The following is a 17,013-nucleotide window of genomic DNA, read 5'->3' on the forward strand; positions in this document are numbered from 1 at the left end:
TCGCGCCGACTCCCGATGGCTGCCATCCTGTCTACCTCGACCGCAGTCGATGCCCGCGCGCTGACCGATGCGCAGCAGGCGCTGCTCGCGCGTCTGCACGCCTATTCCCCCGACGACCCGACCGCGCCGCTGCCGTACAGCCTCCGCCTTGCCGAAGCCGAAGGCTGGTCGCATGCGCACGCGCTGGCCGTGATCGACGAATACAAGCGCTTCGCGTTTCTCGCGCAGGCGGCCGGACATCCGGTCACGCCGTCGGTCGCAGTCGATGCCGCGTGGCATTTCCACCTGCAGTACACGCTCGAATACTGGGACGTCTTCTGCGCCGGCGTGCTGCGCGCGCGGCTGCATCACATGCCCGGCACGGGCGCGCCGGACGAGGCCGCCGTGTACGCGCAGCGCTATCGCGACACGCTCGACAGCTATCGCCGGCTGTTCGGCTGCGAGCCGCCCGAAGCGATCTGGCCGCGCCCCGTGGCCGAGCCGGCCGTGCTCGCCGACGCCCCGGTGCAGCGCGCAGAACTGCGCGACGGCCCGTCGAGCGAGCCCGCCGCGCGCCCGCGACGCTGGCGGCGCTTCGCGAAGTTCGCGTGGCCGACGGCGGCGATCAGCGTCGCGGCGACCTGCGCGAGCGCGAGCGATTTCAATGTGCTGGACTTCTCGGGGCCGGACTTTCTCGGGTTGTTCTACGTGCCGCTTTGCGTCGCCGCGCTGCTGCTGATCGCCGGCCTGCAGTGGATCGAATACCGCCACCGTGCGTGGGGACCGCGCGCCCCCGAATCGTCACCCGACCTGAGCGCGGAGGAAGCGGCGTATCTCGCGGGCGGCGGTGCGCGAATGGCGCAGGTCGCGATGCTGTCGCTCGCGCATGCCGGTGCGATCGAGCTGCGGATGAGCAAGGTCCACGGCGCGCGGGTGCGGATCGACGATCCGCGACACGCAGGCGCGTATGGCGCCGACTGGGAATGGCTGAGGCGGCAACCCGGTGGCGAGACGAGCTGCCACGCGTTTCGTCAGCGTCTCGCGTGGCGCGAAGCCGACTGCGCCGCAGCGTTGCAGCGCAAAGGCTGGCTCTGGGCGCCGGGCGAGATGCGGGCGACGCGGATGGCCGCGCGCGCGATCCTGCTGCTCGTGTTCGGCGCGGGCGCGGCGAAGCTCGCGGTCGGCCTGAGCCGCGGCCGGCCCGTGCTGCTGCTGATGATTGTCATGGCGGCGTTCATGGTCGCGTACCACTTCATGGTCGGACGCCTGCCCGGCTTCGGGTGCGGCGGCATGACGCGCAGCGGCGAGGCGGCGCTCGACGAGCACCGCGACCAACGCCGGGGTGACCGCGCGACGCCGGACGGGCTCTTGTGGACGGCCGCGCTGTTCGGCGCCGGCGCGCTCGCCAGCACTGTGTGGGCCGCGCATTCGAAAGTGCTGATGGCACCGCCGCCCGTTGCCGTGCAAACCGGCGGGTCGAGCGGTTCGTTCGACTCGGACGCCGGGGACAGCAGCAGTTCGAGTTCGTGCAGTTCGTCGAGCTCATGCAGCTCGAGCAGTTGCGGCGGCTGTTCGAGCAACTGAGCACAGGGCGCGCTGCCGCGATAGCGCGCCGGGCCGCCAGCGTCAGGCAGGTGGCACGGCGCCCGCCGAACTACGCGATCGCGGCATCGGCGGGCGTGCGTGCCTGCGCGGCACGCCCGTCGCCCGCCTCGACGATCAGCGTCCAGTCGAACGCCGGCAGTGCGCAGAGCTGCTCGACGGTGGCCGTGTACTCGTGCGCGGGCGCGTGCAGGTAGCGCACCTTGTCGGTCCATTCGGGCAGCGGCGCCTGCGACGAGGTCACCACGACCGCCAGCAGATCCTGTTCCGGCCGCCTTGCGATTTCCTGCAGGCTCAGCCGGACCTTGTCTAGGTCACCCTCGGCGTCCAGGATCAGCGCGCCGGGGATCGGCGCATCCGGCCGGCCGGGCGGGGTGCCGACAGCGCCTTTGTCGATGCACTGCTGATACACATGGCGATAGCGCGGCAGCGCCTGCTGCAGCGCGTGATGCTTGCGGACCTTCGCCTGCGCCGTGCGCGCGAGCCCGCGGCGCAACGCCGGGTTCGCGATCAGCCGGTCGAGCGCGTCGACCCAGGCCTGCGGCGCATCCGGGGCCAGCAGGCCGTCGCAGCCGTCGTGCAGCGCGAAGCGATAGGCCGGCCGGTCGCTGACGATCGAGGCGATGCCGGCCGCCGCGTATTCCTGCCACTGGATCGTGCTCGTGCCGGCGTTGTAGTCGTGGTCGGCGAGCGGCAGCAGCGCGATGTCCCAGCGTCGTTCCGGCAGGCGTCGTGCGTGCGCGTCGTAGTCGTGAAGCTCGGGCTCGCACCCGGCGGCCGGGTGGCCGGCCCAGCCCGGCGGGAGGTCCGCGCCGACGAAACTCACCCTGACCTTGCCGGGATGGCGCGCGCAGATCGCCTGCAGCGCCGCGTCGACGAGCGCGAAGTTGTCGGCGCGCAGCGACGCGCCGGCGATGCCGATCGTCACGCAGTCGTCGCCGCGCGCCGCCACGGGGCGGTAGAACCGGTCGAAGTCCACGCTGTCGGGCAGCACGTGAACGCGCGGGTGCGACAGCCGGTAGCGGCTGGCGATGTACGGCGTGGATACGATCACGGCGTCCGCGTTGCGCAGCACGAGCTCGATCCCCGCGCGGGCCATCCCGCCTTGCGCGGCGAGCGGATGCGTGGCCGGCAGGTCGGTCAGCAGGTCGTCGGTCTCGTAGATCACCGGCTTTTCATGCCTGAAGATCGTATACAGGTCGTTGCCCGTCAGCATGCCGGGCGTCAGCCGGTGCAGCAGGATGGCGTCGGCCGTGGCCAGCGCGCTGCTGTCGATCTGGCCGTCCCGGAAGCCCGGGACGAGTTCCCATTCGTCGTTCAGCAGACCGAACGGCAGCGTGAGGCGAATTCGCGACGACGCGCATGCGTCCGGATCGATCGAATACACGATCAGGCGCTTGCGGCGCGGTGCGGCGTCCGCAGTCGCGGCGACGGGCGCCAGCGTCCGGTTCTCCGCCAGCAGCCGCGCGTACAGCGCACCGTGGCGCGCGGCGTTGCGGCCGATGTCGTGCTGCGCGCGGATCGCATCCTGCGCGGCCGCGGCGAGTTGCGCGCGGGTTTGCGGATGCTCGATCAGGTGCGCGATCGCGTCGATCCACGCGTCGGTGGTGTCGGCGACGAGCCAGCCCGTGCGGCCGTGGACAACCGGGCAGCCTTGCGCCGGCGTGGCGACGAGCACGGTGGCCGCGCCGGCCGCCGAGGATTCGAGCCATGCACGCGGCGGCGCATCGTCGCGCAACGTGACCGGCGCCGCGACTAGCGCGATGTCGAGGTCCGCGCGCTTCAGCGCGTCGGCGTAGCTGTCGTAAGGGGCAGGCTCCGCGATCAGCGTGACATCCGGTTCGCGGTCCCAGCCGGCCGGCAGCGCCGCGCCGACGAACGACACCCGGAGCTTCCCCGGAAACCGGCGGCGGAGTTCGGCCAGCGCCTGGCGGACCTGCTCGAGACGCACGCCGTCGAGACCGGTACCGGAAACCGCGAGGTTCACGTGGTCGCGCACGCCGGGCGCCGCGCGGTGCAGACGCTCGAGATCGACGCCGGTCGGCAGCGCGTGGACCGATGCGTTGACATGACGGTACTGCCGCACCAGCGCTTCCGACGGCACGACGAGCGCATGCGCGCGCTGCACGGCGCTGCGGATGCCCGCCTTGCGGCGCGCGTTGTCGGTCGCGCCGGGAATGTCGGCGAGCAGCGTGTCGAGCGGCGCGTCGATCTCGAGGACGACCGGCTTGCCGAGCGAGAACAGGTGTTCCAGCGTGGCGGGGGACAGCAGGCCCGGCGTGTCGCCCTGCAGCACGATCAGGTCCGCGCGCTGCAGCGCGTCGGGATCGATGCCGGCTTGCGTGACAGGGAAAGTCAGCGCCCATTCGCGGTCCAGCCGCGCGAACGGCTGCGCGAAGCGCAGGCTGGTGCGCGCGTGGTCGGCCGGTTCGGCGGTGACGACCGCGATGCACGAGCGCGGCGCGGACGCGGGCTGTCCCTGGGCGGCGGCGGTCGCGACGGCCTGCGCATCCAGTTTGTCCGCGTGGGCCTGGGTCCGCTCGACGAAGTTCCGCAACTGCTGCCAGAAGGTTTCCTCTTCCTTCAGGTAGACGCTGCGCGCTTCGTGAACGGTGGCCTTCGCGTGGGCGATCTCGTGTTCGTCGAGCCCCCACGCGATGCCCTTGCCGTCCATCACCCACCGGGTCGGCTCCGACAGCGACGCGTCATTCATGATGCACACGACCGGGCAGCCGCACAGCAGCGCTTCGAACACGGCGGTGGACCATTCGTACATGTACACGCACTCGACCTGTCGGAACAGCGCCGCGAGTTCGTGCGCCGAACGTTCCGGCACGCGGGTCGAGATTTCGATCGACTCGGCGGTGACCGGATGCAGCGTGCCGCCGCGCCGCAGGTGGCGATTGATGAAGACGGCCGTGCCGTTGCGGCGGGCATCGTCGACACCGTCGCTATTGAAGATGCGCGTGTCGACCAGCGGCATGCGCAGCAGGTCCGCCTTCCAATCTTCGGGTACCAGTGACGGCCCGAACGTGAAGATGAGGTCGTTCGGTTGCAGGCTGATCGGTTCGCCGTTGATGCGGCCGGGCTCGGCCAGCAGGTAGCGCACGACGCAGCGCGCGTTGAACGGATTGCCGGCGACGACGTCCGGATAGACGACGATCGGGCTGCGATTCGCGCGGGCGTGCGCCTGCACGATGTCGTGGGTCAGCGGCGGCGTGCGCAGCTCAGGATGCACGACCGGCGTGCAGACGTACGCTTCGTGGCCGAGCAGGTTCAGCACGTGGCACAGGTAGTGCATCGCGCGGATCCCGCCGGAGGTTTGCCGGAAATTCGGCGCGTGTATGTAGTACGGGTGGTCGAGTCGCGTAAAGATGCGCGAACTGCCGTGCGCCGAGCGAGGTTGGGGAGTCGTCATCGTTATCGGGTGCGGTAGAAATTGAAGACCACGTCGAGGATGCGATCCTGTTCGGCTTCGGTCATGTCGTGGTACAGCGGCAGCCGGACGAGCCGGTCGGCGACGAGGTCCGTCACCGCCATGCCGGACCCGCAGCGCCCGTAGCGCTGGCCGGCCGGCGAACTGTGTAGCGGCACGTAGTGGAACACCGCGTTCACGCCCACCGCGCGGATCTGCTGCAGCAGCTCGGTGCGTTCGGCGAGGTCGCGTGCGAGGAAATAGAACATGTGGCCGTTGCCGCGCTCGGCGAGCGAAATCGCGGGCAGCTCGATCAGCCCGTCCGCGTGCAGCGGCTGCAGCGCATCCTGATAGCGCTGCACGGTCGCGCGCCGCTGCGCGGTGATCACGTCCGCGTGCTCGAACTGCGCGTACAGGAACGCCGCGATCAGCTCGCCCGGCAGGAACGACGAACCGACGTCGACCCAGGTGTACTTGTCCACCTGCCCGCGGAAGAACTGACTGCGGTTGGTGCCCTTCTCGCGGATGATCTCCGCGCGCTCGACGAGGCGCGGGTCGTTGACCAGCAACGCGCCGCCTTCGCCCGAGATCACGTTCTTGGTCTCGTGGAAGCTGAGGCACGCGAGGTGGCCGAGGCTGCCGAGCGGCTTGCCGTTCCACGTCGACTGCAGCGCCTGGGCGGCGTCCTCGATCACCCACAGGTCGTGGTCCGCCGCGAGCTGCCCGATCACGTCCATGTCGCATGCGACGCCCGCGTAGTGCACCGGCACGATCGCGCGCGTGCGCTGGGTGATCGCGGCGGCGATCTGCGTCTCGTCGAGGTTCAGCGTGTCGCGGCGGATGTCGACGAACACCGGCGTCGCGCCGCGCAGCACGAACGCGTTGGCGGTCGACACGAACGTGTAGGACGGCATGATCACTTCGTCGCCGGGCTGCACGTCGGCGAGGATCGCGGCCATCTCGAGCGCGGCCGTGCACGAGTGCGTGAGCAGCGCGCGCTGGCAGCCGACGCGCGCTTCCAGCCAGCGGTGGCAGAGCTTCGTGAACGCCTGGTCGCCGGCGAGGCCGCCCTGCTCGACCGCTTTCGCGATGTAGTAGAGCTCCTTGCCGACCACGAACGGGCGGCCGAACGGAATGCAGTCGAGATTGGGTGGGCCGAACATGGTCAGGCTCCGCGGTAAGGGGGACGTTTGGCCGCGCGGCTCGCGCGCGGCGCCGCTCAGATGTCCTTGCGGACGAGAATCGTGAATTCGTACAGGCCGTAGTCGTGCAGCAGCGCGACGTGGCGCGAATAGCGGCGCTTGCAGCGATCGAACAGCGCGCACGGGTCCGCGTAGTACAGGAGGTCCGGGCGCATGAACGGCGGATCGGAATACGACGTCAGGCAGTTGAACGCGAAGCCCAGCCGGCTCGTCGCGTGCAGCGTGTCGAGCGTCGCGTGGATGTAGTCGAGCCACGCGTCGTCGCCGTGACCGCGCCTGACGTTGAAGATGCCCGATGCGATCCCGTAGTCCGACGCGGCCTGCGGCACTGCGCCGACATGAAACGCGACGTTCGCGTCGTCGCGGTAGCGCTGCCGCGCGGCGTCGACCATGTCGGACGAGATGTCGTAGCCCGCATACGCGAAGCCGTCCGGCAGCGCACGCGCCTTCAGGAAATCGACCAGCGCGCCGTAGCCGCAGCCGATGTCGTTCACCGAGTGGCCGCCGGACGCGGGCAGGATCTTCGTCAGTTGTTCGAAGCGCAGGAACTGGCCGGTTTCGCCGTTCCAGTCGACGCCGCGCGCGGTCGCGCCGTGCTCCGCCAGCCGCGCGCTGTAGTACGCGGCCACTTCTTCCAGCAGGCTCGCATGCCGGGATTCGCTCATGGACATCACCTCAGTCTTTCGAGGTCAGCGCGTACCGGCGCGCTTCGGGACCGCAGTTGAACAGCACGTCGAGCACCGTCACGCCGTGGACGAAGTCGCCCCACTGCTGCGGATACTCGGGATAGGTCGGATAGTCGAACCAGCGCACCGCGACGCCGGCATCGGCGAACAGGTTCTCGTCGAGGTAGCTGCGCGCGGCCGGGCCGGACAGATACTCGGTCGCGCCCGCCTGCACGCACAGGTTCAGCAGCTTCTCGGTGCGGTCGCCGTGCAGCGCATAGTCCGACGTCGACGACACGCGCGTGCCGATCTCCAGTTGCCGGAGGACCCACGTCAGCATCGCGAAATTCAGCTCGCTCAGCATCCCGTAGGTGCGACCGGTGTAGAGCGTTTCGAGCTCGTCCGCATAGCGCGCGAAGTGCGGCGCGCGCGCGTAGTTCTGCTGCAGGGCCTTCCAGTGCAGCGGAGCCCAGTCGGCGCCGTCGATCTCGGTTTCGCGGATCGACTGGTGATACTTGCCCTTCACCTTCACCGGCACGCTCAGCCATTGCACGCCCTGCGGCGTCTTGATCTGGTTGCGGTTGCGCCAGTCGCGGCGCGTGTACTGCGCGTCATCGTAGAGGATGAACTCGTCGCTGGCGGCGATCAGGTCGAAGTAGCCCTTCCACGGAATGTAGTTGGACTGGACGATCGCCACCCGCTTCGCGTCGCGGTTCATGGTTGCACCGCTCATGCCGGAATGTGGCCGTACCGGTACATGTCGACGAGCTCGGGCGGAATGCCCCAGTCCGTTGCGCCCAGCTTGTCGTGCAGCGCCTCCAGGTCCGCGCGGATCGCGTTCTGGAGCTGTTCGACCATGCGGTTGCGCGCCGGCACGAAGTCGTGCTGGTACGCGGCATTGATCTGATGGCGTACCGTCTTCGCGATCGCGGCCTCGCGCGTCATGTTGCGGATCAGCGGGCGTTCGGGCGCGAGTTCCGCGTAGCGCGGATCGATCGGCTCGCCGCGCATCGCCGCGACGAGATCGCGGCTCAGCACCGGCGACAGGTGGAAGCCGTCGCGCTTGGTGCCGCCGAGAATCCACAGGTCGCGCACGCTGGTTTCGCCGAACAGCGGATACAGGTCGGACGTCGTCGGCCGCCAGCCGACGTTGACGTTGACCAGGCTCGCGCGCGAGAAGCGGGTGTTGATCTGGTCCATCGCGGACTTGAGCAGCGTGTACGCGCTGCCGGCGTGGCCGTGCTCGTGCGGCACCGGGCTGATGTAGTTGCTGGCGCCGACGAGGGTCCGGTCAGGCCCGTGCGGCGCCGAATATACACCGCACGCGAGGCCGCGGTTGGTCGTGCGCACGCAGTGCGTGTGCACGTTCTCCGCGCTCTGCAGTTCGACCGACATGCCGACGCCGTAGAACATCCGCTGCACCGGCAGCTCGGGCAGGCTCGCCTGCAGTACGCGCGTCACGTTGGCGCCGTTGCAGAGGATGAAGCGGTCCGCGCCGAGCATGCTGCCATCGGACAGGCGCGCCCCGGTGACGCGTCCGGCCGCGGTGTCGAGCCGCTCGACCTCGGCGTCGATGAAGCGCACGTTGCCGGCTTGCGCGACCGACTCGGTCAGCGCGTCGAGAAACTGTTTCGGATTGACCCAGCCTTCGCGCTTCAGGAAGACCGCCTTCAGCGCGCGATAGCGCGGGTCCGGATGATAGTTCGGGATGCCTGACGGATCGACCGCCTCGCAGGGCTCCTCGAATTCGCGGCAGAACCGCTGCATGGCCGCGAAGTTCTCGTCGTCGAGCGCGTCGGTCGCCGCGTTGTTCAGCACGAAGGTGCCGAAGCCGTGCGCGATCGCGCGCTCCGGCGTGCAGATTTCAGCGAATACGGCGGGCCAGGCCGCCGTCGCGCCGCGGCTCAGCTCGAACTTGAAGCGGTCGATCGGCGTGCCGAGCGAATCGCCTTCCAGCTCGGTGAACGAATTGAGCATCGCCGCCGCAGCGCGCGTGGCCGAGCCGGGCCGATGCGCGTGGCCGACGATCACGAGCTCGACGCCCGGGTCGGCCCGCTGCCATGCGCGGGCCGTCATCAGGCCGAGAATGCCGTTGCCGAGGATGGCGATTTTCATTTGCGTGCGCCTCCACCCTCGGGGAACGACAGGTAGCACAGCGACGGATAGGCCGCCGCCTTGTGGATCTGGTGCGGACGGTTGCCGAGCAGGTCGCGCAGGTAATGGACGCCTTCCGCGGGCAGCTGGCCGCCGCGGGTGAGCTGCCAGAACGCAACGACGCCGCCGGGCACCAGCCGCTCCATCACCGCGTCGAACGCGTGCCGGGTCGGCTCGATCACGTTCAGGTCGAACCACGCAAGTGCGACCATCTCGCCGGGATGCGCTTCGTCGAACGCCGCCAGCGTGTCGCGGCAGTCGCCTTCCCACACGTGGTGCTTGTCATGCACGTGCCCCATCGCGTTGCTGCGCTCGTGCAGGTTCAGCAGCTTGCGCAGCAGGTCGGCGTACTCGCCGGACAGCGAGTACGTGCCGTCGGAGAACAGCTTGCGGTCGCGCGTGTCGTGCTCGGCGAAGCCCGTGTAGCCCGTGAACGTATCGAATGCGTGGATGCGGCGCTGGAAGTTCAGCGGCTCGAGAATCGCGCGGAAGTTCTCGCACAGCACGGCGGTCTGCCCGCGCCACGTGCCGAGATCGAGGATCGCGCCCGGCAGCGGCACGATTTTTTGATAGATCTCAAAGGTCGCGAGAATGCGTGCGAGGAGCGAGCCGCGCACGAACAGGCCGAGCGACCGTTCCAGTTCCTCGCGCGTCGCGGGGTAGGTCTGCATCAGGTCGAACAGTTCGCGGCGCGCCGCGAGCTGATCGCCATCTGCGTTGGTGATGATCGCTGATTCGTGCATACACAGGGCTCCAGGCACAAAGGGTGTGACCGGACGAGCGCGTGTCGGCGCGGTGGCATCGGAATGCGCAACCGTCCGAACGTCGCAAGTCGGACATCTTTCTGCGATCAAGTCTATCGAGCGCCGCCAGGATCGAATGTCGGATTAGCGGGTGGTTTCACCCCGCATTTCGATGGATGCGCGGGTGTCCGGCGCGAATTCGGGGCGCCCGCGGGTGCGGCATGCAGTAGCAGGAATAGCGACCAATTCCAGCACCTGCTCGCCAAATTGGAACGCGGCGTGCGCGAGGAGAATTCGGACACGTCGGAGACCGTCGGTGCGTGCGTCCGCGGGCGAAGGCGTGCGCCGACGCAGCGGTGCCGGCCGCGATTCGAATCCCGTATTGGCTACCAGGACGACATAGCTCATGATGCCCACCTCCCCCGCCGCCGCCACGATCGAACAGGCGCTGGCGCACCATCAGGCCGACCGGCTGGAAGAGGCCGAGACGCTGTACCGGCGGATCCTCGACACCGATCCCCGGCACGCGGACGCGCTTCACCTCCTCGGCCTGATCGGCCATCAGTACGGGCGCTATCAGGAGGCATCCGACCTGATCATGGCGGCGATCGAGGTCAGGCCGGACGCGATGTACTACTACAACCTCGGCAACGTGATGCAGGCGGACAACCGTCACGCCGCCGCCGCCGAGTGCTTCCGTCTCGCCATCGAGCTGCGACCCGACTACGTCGATGCGTACAACAACCTCGGCAACGCGCTGCGGCTCGCCGGCGACGCCCGCGCGGCCGTCGATGCGTTCTGCCAGGCCATCGCGCTGAAGCCGGACAACGGCCAGGCCTACAACAACCTTGCGAATGCGCTGTTCGACCTGAACGAGATTCCGGCCGCGCTCGAGGCTTACCGGCACGCGGTCGCGCTGCGCCCCGAACTGCCGGAGCCGCGCAGCAACCTGCTGTTCGCGAGCCACTGCAGCGAAGCGTTCGACCACGACACCTATCTCGCCGAGGCCGCGCGCTACGACGAAGTCGTCACGCGGTGCGCGACGCCGTGGACGAACTGGCTCGTCGACCTGACCGCCCGCGCCGGGCGGCCGCTCAAGGTCGGCATCGTGTCGGGCGACCTGAAGGCGCATCCGGTCGGCTATTTCATCGAGAGCATGCTGAAGCATCTCGACGCGAACCGGATCGAGATGCATGCGTACCCGACGCGCGACGTCGAGGACGACGTGACCGCCCGCCTCAAGCCGGCCTTCGCGACGTGGACCTGCATTGCCGGCCTGAGCGACGAAGCGGCGGCCGCGCGTGTCCGCGCGGACCGCATCGACGTGCTGCTCGACGCGGCGGGCCACACGGTCTACAACCGCCTGCCGCTGTTCGCGTGGAAGCCGGCGCCGCTGCAGGCGAGCTGGCCCGGTTATTTCGCGAGCACCGGCGTGCGCGCGATCGACTACGTGATCGGCGACCGTCACGTGCTGCCGCCCGCCGAGGCCGCGCATTTCACCGAGCGGCCGTGGCATCTGCCGGACAGCTATCTGTGCTTCACGCCGCCGGCCGAGCCGATCGACGTCGGCGCGCTGCCGATGCTCGCGAACGGCCATCCGACCTTCGGCTATTTCGGCAAGCTCGCTAAGATCACCGATCACGTCGTCGCGGTCTGGTCGCGCGTGCTGCAATCGGTCGCGGGCGCGAAGCTGTTCGTGAAGGCGGAGCATCTCGACGATCCGCGCGAGCAGCAGGCGCTTGCCGCGCGCTTCGCGGCGCACGGCATCGACGCGCAGCGCCTGATCCTCGAAGGCCGCTCGCCGCGCGCCGAATACCTGGCCGCGTACCGGCGCGTCGACCTGATGCTGAGCCCGTTCCCGTATCCGGGCGGCACGACGACCGCCGAAGCGCTGTGGATGGGCGTGCCCGTTCTGTGCCGGCGCGGCGAGCGCTTCCTGTCGCACATCGCCGAGAGCCTGCTGCATTCGGCGCAACTGCCCGAGTGGATCGCGGACGACGACGACGCGTATGTCGCGAAGGCCGTCGCGCAGGTCGGCCAGCCCGCCGAGCTGGCGGCGCTGCGCACGACGCTGCGCGCGCAGGTGCTCGCGTCGCCGCTGTGCGACGCGCCCCGCTTCGCGCGCCACTTCGAGGACGCACTGCACGGCATGTGGGCGCAGCACGTCGAAGCCGCGCCGGGCGCATCCGTGTGAGGCCGCTCACGACGTGACGTGCGTGGGCATTTCCACGCCGGCGGCAAGCGGAACATGGCGCCCCTCGCGCTGAACACCGCGCCGGCCGCCGCGATCGTCATTCCGACCGGTGGCGCGTGCGCGACACCGTCGTCGGGATAGCACGCGATGGGATTGCGGCGTCGGCCGTGATGATCGGGCACGGCGGCAGGCGGATCGACTTCGGACACGATCCGCATTCCTAATGAGCAAAGCAGACGAGATGGACGGAACAGGACAGGCATTGCAGGCGGCGCTGGCGCATCATCAGGCGGGGCGTCTCGCGGAAGCGAAGACGCTGTACGACGCGATCCTCACCGCGCAGCCGGGCCAGCCGGATGCGTTGCATTTCCTCGGGCTGCTGGCGTGTCAGCTGAAGCAGTACGACGCGGGGCTTGCGCTGATGGAGCAATCGCTCGTCGCGCGGCCGGACGCGTCGTACTTCAACAACCTGGGCAACATGCTGCGCGAAAGCGGCCGGCTCGACGACGCGATCGCGCACTACCGGCGCGCGGTGGCGCTGCGGCCGGACTATCCGGAGGCGCACAACAACCTCGGCAATGCATTGCGCGACGCGCGCGAGCCGGCGGCTGCGATGGAGAGCTGCGCGCGCGCGATCGAGCTGCGCCCCGGCTATGCGCAGGCGTACAACAACCTTGGCAACGCGTTGCAAGACCTGGACGACCTCGATGGCGCCGCCACGCACTATGGCCGCGCGATCGAGCTGGACGCGTCGATGGCGATGGCCCACGCGAACTTGAGCGCCGTGCGTCACCGGCAGCTGCGCTGCGCGGAAGCGCTCGTGCATGCGCAGGACGCGATCCGGCTCGCGCCGAACCTTGGCGAAGCGCACAACCACGCGGGCAACGCGTATCACGGACTGGACCGGCTCGACGAGGCGCAAGCGAGCCATCGCACGGCCGTCACGCTGAATCCGGCGGACGCCGGCGCGTGCCACAACCTGTCCGTCGTGCTGCTGAAGCTGCAGCGGCTCGACGAGGCGCTCGTGTATTGCCGGCAGGCGTTGCAGGCCGGCCCGCCGGCCGTGTTGATGCACGTCAATCTCGGCGACATCCTGCGCGCACAGGGCAACGTCGATGCCGCGGTCCACGCGTATCGCGATGCGCTTGCGCTGGTGTGCGACGACGCCGACGACGTCGCAGCGACCGTGCTGAACCGGCTGCTGTTCAGCGCGGCGGCGTCCGCTTGCGTGAACCCCGCCGACTACCTGGCCGACGCGCGGCGCTACGGCCGGCACCTGGCCGCGCGTTCGACGCGCCATGCGCACGATCCGCGCGAGCGGGCGGCGCGCGCGCAGGGGCGGCCGCTGCGTGTCGGCTTCGTGTCCGGCGACCTGCGCCTGCATCCGGTCGGCATCTTCCTGGAAAGCGTACTTGCGCACCTCGACCGCACGCGCATCGACCTGCGCGTGTATGTGACCACGGACGTGGAGGACGCGATCACCGCGAAACTGAAGCCGCACTCGAGCGCCTGGCGCTCGATCGCCGCGCTGGGTCCGGAGGCGGCTGCGCGGATGATTCACGACGACGAAATCGACGTCCTCGTCGACCTCGCGGGCCATACGCAGTCGAGCGGGTTGGCGGTGTTCGGCTGGAAACCCGCGCCGGTACAGGCGAGCTGGCTCGGCTTCTTCGCGTCGACCGGCTGCGACGCGATCGACTACTTCATCGGCGACCGCTACACGCTGCCGGACGCCGAAGCGCATCACTTCGTCGAGCAGCCGTGGCGGCTGCCGGACAGCTTCCTGTGCTTCACGCCGCCGGCCTGCGACGTCGAGGTCGGCCCGCTGCCGATGGCGGCGCGCGGCCATCCGACGTTCGGTTGCTTCGGCCAGCTCGTGAAGATCGGCGAAGACGTCGTGCGTGCATGGTCGCGCATCCTGCACACGCTGCCTGACGCGCGGCTGCTGCTCAAGGCGCACGAGCTCGGCCGCGAGGGCGTGCGCGACGCGACCGTCGCGCGCTTCGCGCGGCATGGCATCGGTGCGGACCGGCTGATCCTCGAGGGCGGTTCGCCGCGCGCGGAATACTTCGACGCATATAACCGTATCGACGTCGCGCTGAGCCCGTTCCCGTACCCGGGCGGCACGACCACCGCCGAAGCGCTGTGGATGGGCGTGCCGGTGCTCGGGATGAAGGGCAGCCGGTTCGTCACGCACATCTGCGAAAGCGTGCTGCACGCGGCGGGCATGGGCGAATGGGTCGCTGACGGCGAGGACACCTACGTCGCGAAGGCGATCGCGGCGGTGCGCGATCGCGAGCAGCTCGCGACGCTGCGCGCCGGGCTGCGCGCGCAGCTGCTCGCGTCGCCGTTGTGCGACGCGCGCCGGTTCGCGGCGCATCTCGAAGCGGCGTTCATCGGCATGTGGCAACGCTATACGAACTCGGAACACGAAGCATGAACGATATCCACGACACGCTGCAGTCCGCGCTGGCGCATCATCAGGCGGGGCGTCTCGCGGAAGCGAAGACGCTGTACGACGCGATCCTCACCGCGCAGCCGGGCCAGCCGGATGCGCTGCATTTCCTCGGGCTGCTGGCGTGCCAGCTGAAGCAGTACGACGCGGGGCTTGCGCTGATGGAGCAATCGCTCGTCGCGCGGCCGGACGCGTCGTACTTCAACAACCTGGGCAACATGCTGCGCGAAAGCGGCCGGCTCGACGACGCGATCGCGCACTACCGGCGCGCGGTGGGGCTGCGGCCGGACTATCCGGAGGCGCACAACAACCTCGGCAATGCATTGCGCGACGCGCGCGAGCCGGCGGCTGCGATGGAGAGCTGCGCGCGTGCGATCGAGCTGCGGCCCGGTTACGCGGAGGCGTACAACAATCTCGGCAACGCGCTGCAGGACCTGGGCGAGCACGAAGCGGCGGCGGCGAGCTACGCCAAGGCGGTCGCGCACCAGCCGCAATACGCGGATGCGTACTGCAATCTCGGCAACGCGCTGCATGCGCAGGAGAAATTCGACGATGCCGCGGATGCCTATCGTCGCGCCATCGCGCTGCAACCGGGCTTCCGTGTCGCGCACCAGGGCCTGAGCGAGACGCTGCGCGCGGCAGGTGATCTGCGGGGTGCGGTCGACCATGCGCGCGAGGGACTCGATCCGGGCGACGCGGACGCGCACTGCGTACTGGCCAGGCTGCTGCAGCGCATGAGCGAGTTCGACAAGGCGGTCGAACTGCTCGAGCGGGCGATCGCGATCGATCCCGCGCATGCGCGGGCGTGGGCCTGGCTCGGCGACCTGCGCAACCAGCAGGGCGAATACGGGCAGGCTGTGCAGGCGTGCCGGCACGCGATCGAGCTCGATCCCGAACTGGCCGATGCGTACAATTTCCTCGGCTTCGCGTATCACAACCTCAACCTGCTGGCTGCGGCGGAGCTGAGCCACCGGCACGCGATCGACCTGAACCCCGACGATGCCGACGCGCATCACAACCTCGCCGCCGCGCTGTTTCGGCTCGAGAAGTTCGACGAGGCGATGAAGCACACCGAGATCGCGCGGGCGCTCGGCATCGATCCGCTGAAGGTCCAGATGACGCTCGGCGACATCCTGTGGGCGAAAGGAGATCTCGCTGGCGCGCTGGATGCGTTCCGCTCGGCGATCCGGCACGACCTGCATCGCGCGTACTCGCGGATGCTGTTCAACATGTCGAGTTCGCCCGCGTTCGAGCCCCAGGAGTGGGTCGCTGAGGCGCGCCGCTACGGCGAACATCTCGAGCGCGATGCGCTTCCGTTCGAGCACGACCGCGCGCAGCGCGTCGCGCAGGCGCAGGGGCGGCCGCTGCGCGTCGGCTTCGTGTCGGGCGACCTGCGCCAGCACCCGGTCGGCATCTTCCTTGAAAGCGTGCTCGCGCGGATCGACCGGTCGCGCATCGAGCCGCATGCCTATGTGACCTTCGTCGGCGAGGACGACGTGACCGCGCGGCTCAGGCCGAACTTCGCGAGCTGGAAGAAGGTGGTCAGCCTGGGCCGCGAGGAGGCCGCGCAACTGATTCGCGACGACGGCATCGACATCCTGATCGACATGGCAGGCCATACCAACTGGAGCGGCCTGCCGATCTTCGGGCACAAGCCCGCGCCGGTGCAGGCGAGCTGGCTCGGTTTCTTCGCGACGACCGGTTGCCGCGCGATCGACTATTTCATCGGCGATGCGCATACGCTGCCGGCCGACGAGGCGCATCACTTCACCGAGCGGCCGTGGCGGCTGCCGGACAGCTACCTGTGCTTCACGCCGCCGCCATACGATGTCGCGGTCGGCCCGCTGCCGATGGCGACTCATGGCGGCGTCACGTTCGGCTGCTTCGGCAAGCTGATCAAGATCAGCGACGAGGTCGTCGCGCTGTGGTCGCGCATCCTGCACGCGCTGCCGGACGCGCGCCTGCTGCTGAAGGCCCATGAGCTCGGCGCCGACGACGTGAACCAGGCGACGCTCAACCGCTTCGCGCGGCATGGCATCGGCGCGGATCGGCTGATCCTCGAAGGCGGTTCGCCGCGTGCGGAATACTTTGCCGCGTATAACCGCATCGACATCGCGCTGAGCCCGTTCCCGTACCCGGGCGGCACGACCACGGCCGAAGCGCTGTGGATGGGCGTGCCGGTGCTCGGGATGAAGGGCAGCCGGTTCGTCACGCACATTTGCGAAAGCCTGCTGCACGCGGCGGGCATGGGCGACTGGATCGCGGAAGACGAGGCGGCGTACCTCGCGAAGGCCGTCGCGTTCGCGCGCGACCGCGACGGGCTGGCGACGCTGCGTGCAACCCTGCGCGAGCGCGCGCTGGCGTCGCCGCTGTGCGATGCGTCGCGCTTCGCACGCAACCTCGAGGACGCGCTGCACGGCATGTGGACCCGCTACGCGGCCGGCGAGACGGCGCCCCGGGACGCGTGACGAGCGGGATCGCGCCACGGCTGGAAGCCGCGCTCGCGCATCGTCGGGCCGGCCGCCCGAGATGATCGACGCGGCCGTCGAGCGCGCGACGCGGGCGTAGCCGGCGCGATCCGGCTCGCGCTCCGCCTGCCGGCGA

General features: G+C 69.4%; 11 protein-coding genes. 4 read left to right on the plus strand and 7 right to left on the minus strand.

The window, feature by feature from the left end; all coding sequences use genetic code 11:
- Positions 1-15 precede the first annotated feature (15 nt).
- A complete protein-coding gene (locus CFB50_RS00960; RefSeq protein ID WP_069246839.1) occupies positions 16-1,563 on the plus strand; it encodes a TIGR04222 domain-containing membrane protein in 1,548 nt (515 codons plus the stop codon).
- Between the two features lie 70 nt (positions 1,564-1,633).
- Here CFB50_RS00960 and CFB50_RS00965 read toward each other — a convergent pair whose 3' ends face one another.
- The 7 genes from CFB50_RS00965 to CFB50_RS38465 form a co-directional block, all read right to left on the minus strand.
- The gene (locus tag CFB50_RS00965; RefSeq protein ID WP_089444746.1) at positions 1,634-4,999 is read right to left on the minus strand and encodes a glycosyltransferase family protein; all 3,366 of its coding nucleotides are present in this window, start codon (positions 4,997-4,999) and stop codon (positions 1,634-1,636) included.
- A 2-nt stretch (positions 5,000-5,001) separates the two neighbouring features.
- Positions 5,002-6,159, minus strand: coding sequence for a dTDP-4-amino-4,6-dideoxygalactose transaminase (rffA, locus tag CFB50_RS00970; RefSeq protein ID WP_069246841.1), 1,158 nt, complete (start codon positions 6,157-6,159; stop codon positions 5,002-5,004).
- A gap of 56 nt (positions 6,160-6,215) precedes the next feature.
- Positions 6,216-6,863 carry a class I SAM-dependent methyltransferase gene (locus CFB50_RS00975; protein ID WP_069246842.1) on the minus strand — a complete coding sequence of 216 codons (648 nt, stop codon included), beginning with the start codon at positions 6,861-6,863 and terminating at the stop codon, positions 6,216-6,218.
- Between the two features lie 10 nt (positions 6,864-6,873).
- Positions 6,874-7,596, minus strand: a complete 723-nt coding sequence (locus CFB50_RS00980; protein ID WP_089444747.1) for a WbqC family protein — start codon at positions 7,594-7,596, stop codon at positions 6,874-6,876.
- Complete coding sequence (locus CFB50_RS00985; protein WP_069246844.1) at positions 7,593-8,978, minus strand: NAD(P)/FAD-dependent oxidoreductase; 1,386 nt, start codon at positions 8,976-8,978, stop codon at positions 7,593-7,595. The genes CFB50_RS00980 and CFB50_RS00985 overlap by 4 nt, the downstream gene beginning before the upstream one ends.
- A complete protein-coding gene (locus CFB50_RS00990) occupies positions 8,975-9,760 on the minus strand; it encodes a class I SAM-dependent methyltransferase (RefSeq protein ID WP_069246845.1) in 786 nt (261 codons plus the stop codon). The genes CFB50_RS00985 and CFB50_RS00990 overlap by 4 nt, the downstream gene beginning before the upstream one ends.
- A 144-nt stretch (positions 9,761-9,904) precedes the next feature.
- Positions 9,905-10,168: a hypothetical protein gene (locus CFB50_RS38465; protein WP_143750862.1), complete on the minus strand. Its 264-nt coding sequence runs from the start codon at positions 10,166-10,168 to the stop codon at positions 9,905-9,907.
- Here CFB50_RS38465 and CFB50_RS00995 point away from each other — a divergent pair.
- From CFB50_RS00995 to CFB50_RS01005, 3 genes are all read left to right on the plus strand, one after another.
- Positions 10,167-11,954, plus strand: coding sequence for an O-linked N-acetylglucosamine transferase, SPINDLY family protein (locus CFB50_RS00995; protein ID WP_069246846.1), 1,788 nt, complete (start codon positions 10,167-10,169; stop codon positions 11,952-11,954). The two genes, CFB50_RS38465 and CFB50_RS00995, sit on opposite strands and share 2 nt — an antisense overlap.
- Before the next feature lie 241 nt (positions 11,955-12,195).
- Complete coding sequence (locus tag CFB50_RS01000; RefSeq protein ID WP_089444748.1) at positions 12,196-14,394, plus strand: tetratricopeptide repeat protein; 2,199 nt, start codon at positions 12,196-12,198, stop codon at positions 14,392-14,394.
- Complete coding sequence (locus tag CFB50_RS01005; protein WP_069246848.1) at positions 14,391-16,877, plus strand: tetratricopeptide repeat protein; 2,487 nt, start codon at positions 14,391-14,393, stop codon at positions 16,875-16,877. Before CFB50_RS01000 ends, CFB50_RS01005 begins: the two co-directional genes overlap by 4 nt.
- The last annotated feature ends 136 nt before the right edge of the window (positions 16,878-17,013 follow it).

Origin of the sequence: Burkholderia sp. AU33423, assembly GCF_002223135.1 — a bacterium.
Taxonomy (GTDB): domain Bacteria; phylum Pseudomonadota; class Gammaproteobacteria; order Burkholderiales; family Burkholderiaceae; genus Burkholderia; species Burkholderia lata_D.

Bases quoted from the DNA above. Each gene is read 5' to 3' on its own strand.
- CFB50_RS00960 (WP_069246839.1), top strand. From the start codon at position 16: ATGGCTGCCATCCTGTCTACCTCGACCGCAGTCGATGCCCGCGCGCTG.
- CFB50_RS00965 (WP_089444746.1), bottom strand. From the start codon at position 4,999: ATGACGACTCCCCAACCTCGCTCGGCGCACGGCAGTTCGCGCATCTTT.
- rffA (WP_069246841.1), bottom strand. From the start codon at position 6,159: ATGTTCGGCCCACCCAATCTCGACTGCATTCCGTTCGGCCGCCCGTTC.
- CFB50_RS00975 (WP_069246842.1), bottom strand. From the start codon at position 6,863: ATGAGCGAATCCCGGCATGCGAGCCTGCTGGAAGAAGTGGCCGCGTAC.
- CFB50_RS00980 (WP_089444747.1), bottom strand. From the start codon at position 7,596: ATGAGCGGTGCAACCATGAACCGCGACGCGAAGCGGGTGGCGATCGTC.
- CFB50_RS00985 (WP_069246844.1), bottom strand. From the start codon at position 8,978: ATGAAAATCGCCATCCTCGGCAACGGCATTCTCGGCCTGATGACGGCC.
- CFB50_RS00990 (WP_069246845.1), bottom strand. From the start codon at position 9,760: ATGCACGAATCAGCGATCATCACCAACGCAGATGGCGATCAGCTCGCG.
- CFB50_RS00995 (WP_069246846.1), top strand. From the start codon at position 10,167: ATGATGCCCACCTCCCCCGCCGCCGCCACGATCGAACAGGCGCTGGCG.
- CFB50_RS38465 (WP_143750862.1), bottom strand. From the start codon at position 10,168: ATGAGCTATGTCGTCCTGGTAGCCAATACGGGATTCGAATCGCGGCCG.
- CFB50_RS01000 (WP_089444748.1), top strand. From the start codon at position 12,196: ATGGACGGAACAGGACAGGCATTGCAGGCGGCGCTGGCGCATCATCAG.
- CFB50_RS01005 (WP_069246848.1), top strand. From the start codon at position 14,391: ATGAACGATATCCACGACACGCTGCAGTCCGCGCTGGCGCATCATCAG.